The organism is Vibrio sp. V23_P3S9T160 (genome assembly GCF_963886625.1).
Lineage (GTDB): Bacteria > Pseudomonadota > Gammaproteobacteria > Enterobacterales > Vibrionaceae > Vibrio > Vibrio anguillarum.
In genome coordinates this window covers 1-4896 of record NZ_CAWPDB010000052.1, presented here as the reverse complement: position 1 = coordinate 4896, position 4896 = coordinate 1, and the positions used below count along the sequence as shown (strand labels likewise).

Sequence of the window (4896 nt, the reverse complement as noted above, 5' to 3'; positions counted from 1 at the left end):
ATCTTAAGCTTATATAGTTTAAATTATTAGGATTAAAAAAATGAAAAAAACAATTATTGCCTCTGCATTGATGATGTTATCTGCTTCTACACTTGCAGCCGGTGCGAACAATATTGGTCAAGGCGAAATAAAATTTGTAGGATCAATTCTTAGTGCGCCGTGTTCAATTGTCCCTGGAGATAGTGAGCAGACAGTTGATATGGGGCAGATTTCTAATGATGTATTGGAAGGTATTGGAGAGACTCCAGTTCGTCCATTCGCAATCCACCTCGAATCTTGTTCTGCAGACACGGCTAAGACAGCGTCTGTGATCTTTACTGGTGATGCCGATACTGTGAACACAAAAGATTTAGCAATGCATGGTACTGCAAAAGGTGCATCTATCGCGTTAGTTAGCCAACGAGATGGTTCACATGTTGATTTAGGAACTGCATCCAAGGCTATTAATCTGGTGGCTGGAGATAATACTCTAGAATTTGGTGCTAAATTAGTCAGTAATCTAGAGGAAGGTAAAACTGCCACTCCAGGTGATTTCTCAGCTACAGCAAACTTCGTCATGAGTTACCAGTAATTCTATAAGTTAGATTATATCTATGAGTATTGACGGGCACGGATGCCTGTCATTTTAATATGGGTTTTATTAAGAATATCTGATGAAAAAAAATCTATTGTCTGTGATATTTTATTTGTTTTTTATTATTTGGATAAATGTTACTTATGCTAGCGAAATAGAATTTAACACAGATCTTCTTGATATCGAGGATAAAGAAACTATTGAATCAGGAGTGTTTGGGAAACCTGGTTACATCATTCCTGGTGACTACACTATGCAAGTTGTGGTCAATAATACGCTAATTGGTGAGCGTAATGTCCATTTCTATGATCAGAAAGATAAAGATTCACAGCTTTGCTTAACGGCTAGTTTAGCTAATGATTTAGGTTTAAAGACTTCTGAACTCAAACATTTATTATCAAGCCCTACAATAGCTACTCAAAAGGATTCAGTCTGTTACAACCCGAAAGTTCTTAAAGGTATCGTGATTAAGGGTGAAGTTAACAAAGATACTCTCACCATATCTATTCCTCAAGTCTATCGAGATTATGTCAATCAGTATTGGGAGCCGGCCTCTTACTGGGATAATGGTGTTAATGGGGCATTGCTCGACTATGGCATTAACGTACAGGATGTTAATTCGACCAGTATTAAGAGAACTAATCTTAGTAGCTACGGCGTAGCAGGTATTAATATAGATGCTTGGCGGTTAAGAGCTGATTGGCAAGGTCATTATCAGCATGAAGATAAACAAGGCATAGAAAATGTTGAAAGTGACTTCAATATAAACCATGTTTACACTTATCGATCATTACCTGATTTTAATACGAAACTAATGTTGGGGGAGCTAGACCTTAATGACTCTTTGTTCGATAGCTTTAAATTTACTGGCGTATCTTTAAATACAGATGACAACCTATTACCACCAAATTTGCGTGGTTATGCACCTGAAATCGTAGGGATTGCCAAAACCGATGCTAAGGTGGTGATTACTAGTAGCGGACGGGTTATTTATGAGACTCAAGTTGCTGCTGGACCTTTTAGAATTCAAGATCTTAGTAGTTCAATTAGTGGGACACTTGACGTTAGGGTGGAAGAGCAAGACGGTTCAGTACAGAGCTTTCAAGTTAATACGGCCACCATTCCATATTTATCTCGCCCTGGCTCTTTGCGTTACAAATTTAACAGCGGTAAGGCCAGCAGCCAAGTACATGAACTAGACGGTCCTGCTTTTGCTAGTGCTGAGTTTTCTTGGGGAGTCAATAATGGTTGGTCACTGCTTGGTGGGGGCTTGTTCGCTGATGGTTATTCAGCCCTATCCTTAGGTGTGGGGCGAGATCTACTTCAGTTTGGTGCTATTTCGTTCGATATTACAGAATCTCGCGCTCAACTTTCAGAAGAAACGAAAAGTGGTGGCTCTTACCGAATCAACTACTCTAAGATATTCGAGAGTTATGATAGCCAAGTCGCGTTCGCTGGCTATCGATTCTCTGATAGAGATTTTATGAATATGAACAAGTTCATGGAGAGTAAACAGATAGACCGACCATATTTCGGTGAGTCAAAAGAGATATACAGTATATTACTGAGCAAGCAATTCAAGGGAGAGCATTTAGCTGCTTACATGGACTATAGCCATCAATCCTATTGGCATGATGTTGATAGTGATCGTCTGAGCCTCTCACTATCTAAAGAGTTTAGTCTCATGGATTGGAGCGAACTTAATGCATCATTGAGTGCTTATCACAATAAACAGAACAGTCGTGCTGACAATGGTGTGTATTTAAATATTTCAATACCTTTGGGTGGTAATAAATCTATTAGTTATAGAAGCTCTTCTAGTGGTGGGGAAATGGGCCATAGCATTAGTCTGCACAGTCAGCTTGATGAACGCAGCAGTTATTCATTAACGGCTTCCACTTCATCCAACGGTGAAAATGTCAGTGGGTTCTATACTTACAATGGTGACAAAACAACAGCCACAGCCAACGTTAGCCACACAACGGAAGGATCCACAGCAATTGGTCTCTCACTTCGAGGTGGAATTACCGCTACCAGTAAAGGCGCTGCAATACACCGGACTACCACAATAGGAGGAAGTCGGATCATGGTCGATACTGATGGTGAAAGCGGTGTTCCGGTACATGCTGGGGGATTAGATACTTTTACAGATAAAAATGGTAAGGCTGTATTAACCGATGTAGCAAGTAGCTATCGGCAGCGCGTTAGTATCGATGTCGATAGGCTGGGCGAGGATATTGATCCTATTGGAACTCCGGTGTCAATAGGAACTTTGAGCGAAGGAGCTATTGGCTATCGACACTTTGACATGTTGTCGGGTAGTCGTCGTATGTTCGAGTTATTCCGATCCGATGGTAAACACGTACTCTTTGCATCAGAGGTATTTAATGACAAAGGCCAACTGTTAGGAATGGTAGGTGAAGGTGGTATGACATATTTAGTGGGGCTTCATGAGGATGAAATGGTAAATGTAGTTAGGGATAATGCGCAGTATTGTCGATTGCAGTTGCCTTCTCCGTTACCCGACTCGGATACGATTGGGAAGCTATCTTGCCAATAATTACTTACTTTTGAATTGGTTATTAGCCTTTAAATATATTGAGATAAAATGACATGAATAAAAAACGGTACTACACGCTTACTTTATTACTTCTCCTACTTGTCAATCAGGCATATGCGAGTATTTCTTTAGATCGCACTCGGGTTATATACCCGGGTGAAGTAAAATCGATGAGTCTAAACATTCGCAACAACAGTACCACATTGCCATATTTAGCGCAGGCTTGGTTAGAAGATGCGGATGGTAAAAAGATAAATAGCCCCTTTACAATTCTACCTCCAATACAACGTTTAGAGCCCGGAATGGAGAGTTTAGTTAAGATTCAGTCTCTATCAGGTTTTTCTCTATTGCCTCAAGATAAAGAGACTTTGTTTTATTTTAATTTGAGAGAGATTCCTCCCCGCAGTGACAAACCTAATAGTTTGCAGCTAGCGTTGCAGACTCGTATCAAATTTTTCTACCGTCCGGCTAGTTTATTGACTGAAGCTAGCCATAACCAATCGCCTTGGCAAAATAAAGTGACATTGCAAAAAATCGATGATAAATACCAACTGACTAACCCAACCCCCTATTATGTAACCATTGTTGCTGGCTCAAATGGAAGCAAGGCAAACCAAGTTGACGATTTCCAACCGGTGATGATTTCCCCTCACAGTCGCACTACTGTAAATGTCGATGTGGCTAGGCTGGGTAAGATGCCTAGTTTTACTTATGTGGATGATTTTGGTGGTCACCGAACGTTAAACTATCAATGTAATAATAATGGTTGTAGTTTAATTATTGGAAAGAACTCCAACTAAGGAGGTAATGGTGAGGCGCAGTTTACATCACATCATTAATTTAGCTAACCACAATAGATTTTTATCTAGATTAATACTCTTATTAGCCATTTTCATTCAGCCATTTGCAGAGGCTGGTAGCCAAAACCTCACGATGACAATGACAGCAGAAGTTATGGGGCCGGCTTGTTCTCTGCGCTCTGGTGAAGAAAACCTATATGTTAATTTTGGCGATATTATTAATAACGATCTATTGCGAGATGGACGCACGCAAGGAACAAGTTTGCAGATACATCTGGACGAGTGTGATCCAACCATTGCTGATAGCTTAAAAGTCACTTTTTTGGGGGATGGTACTGGTGATCAGAATGGCTTGCTTGCTCTGGGCAGCAGTAGCCAAGCTAAAGGTATTGCCATCGGGTTTGAGCAAAGAGGGCAATTTTTACCAATTAATCAAGCAAGTAGCTTGATTCGTTTAGTCTCGGGTACAAATGTACTCGATTTTACTGTTTATGTGCAGTTGCTTTCTTGGGGAAATAAAGATGTTGATTTAAAACCTGGGACATTTAATGCCACTGCTAATTTTATGCTTGAATATGAATGATTGAATGCTATTTATAAATTTTATTTAATATTTAGATGAAAAATAAGCACTGTAAATAACAGACTAGAGTGCATATATTCTAGAAATTAAGAAAATATGTGGTGTATAAGAAATAAAAAAACAAGATGTAGTGAGAGAAAAAATGGTGTTAATATTTAGATTTCTTCTATCAGGATTAATGTCAAGAATAATGCGGAATAGAAAAGTATTGGTATATTTATTTTTTAATCGTATGTTAATTGTTCTTTTTGTTGCATACACTGCTGTTGCGTATCCATACATTATAGACAGAGATAATGGAAGTTTTACTTTGACCGATAAAGATATAGACTCATCTTTTAGTTTTATGCAGATAAGCCTATCAAGAAATCCTGGATAT

Annotated in this window: 5 protein-coding genes; 4 read left to right on the top strand and 1 reads right to left on the bottom strand. The window is 39.1% G+C overall.

Annotated features, from left to right (window positions below):
- The first annotated feature begins 40 nt into the window (after positions 1 to 40).
- From AACU59_RS03120 to AACU59_RS03105, 4 genes are all read left to right on the top strand, one after another.
- Positions 41 to 571: a fimbrial protein gene (locus AACU59_RS03120; protein WP_094145102.1), complete on the top strand. Its 531-nt coding sequence runs from the start codon at positions 41 to 43 to the stop codon at positions 569 to 571.
- A gap of 82 nt (positions 572 to 653) precedes the next feature.
- Positions 654 to 3134, top strand: coding sequence for a fimbria/pilus outer membrane usher protein (locus tag AACU59_RS03115; protein ID WP_094145103.1), 2481 nt, complete (start codon positions 654 to 656; stop codon positions 3132 to 3134).
- Positions 3135 to 3187: 53 nt separating this feature from the next.
- Positions 3188 to 3934: a fimbria/pilus periplasmic chaperone gene (locus AACU59_RS03110; protein ID WP_161437605.1), complete on the top strand. Its 747-nt coding sequence runs from the start codon at positions 3188 to 3190 to the stop codon at positions 3932 to 3934.
- Positions 3935 to 3941: 7 nt separating this feature from the next.
- On the top strand, positions 3942 to 4517 hold the full coding sequence (locus AACU59_RS03105) for a fimbrial protein (protein WP_202598797.1): 576 nt from the start codon (positions 3942 to 3944) through the stop codon (positions 4515 to 4517).
- A gap of 63 nt (positions 4518 to 4580) precedes the next feature.
- Here the strand turns inward: AACU59_RS03105 and AACU59_RS03100 are convergent.
- A partial coding sequence (locus tag AACU59_RS03100; RefSeq protein WP_237666580.1) for a hypothetical protein occupies positions 4581 to 4896 on the bottom strand: 316 nt, incomplete at its 5' end.

Excerpts from the sequence above, each read along its gene's own strand:
- AACU59_RS03110 (WP_161437605.1), top strand. The coding sequence starts at position 3,188 with ATGAATAAAAAACGGTACTACACGCTTACTTTATTACTTCTCCTACTT.
- AACU59_RS03115 (WP_094145103.1), top strand. The coding sequence starts at position 654 with ATGAAAAAAAATCTATTGTCTGTGATATTTTATTTGTTTTTTATTATT.
- AACU59_RS03105 (WP_202598797.1), top strand. The coding sequence starts at position 3,942 with ATGGTGAGGCGCAGTTTACATCACATCATTAATTTAGCTAACCACAAT.
- AACU59_RS03120 (WP_094145102.1), top strand. The coding sequence starts at position 41 with ATGAAAAAAACAATTATTGCCTCTGCATTGATGATGTTATCTGCTTCT.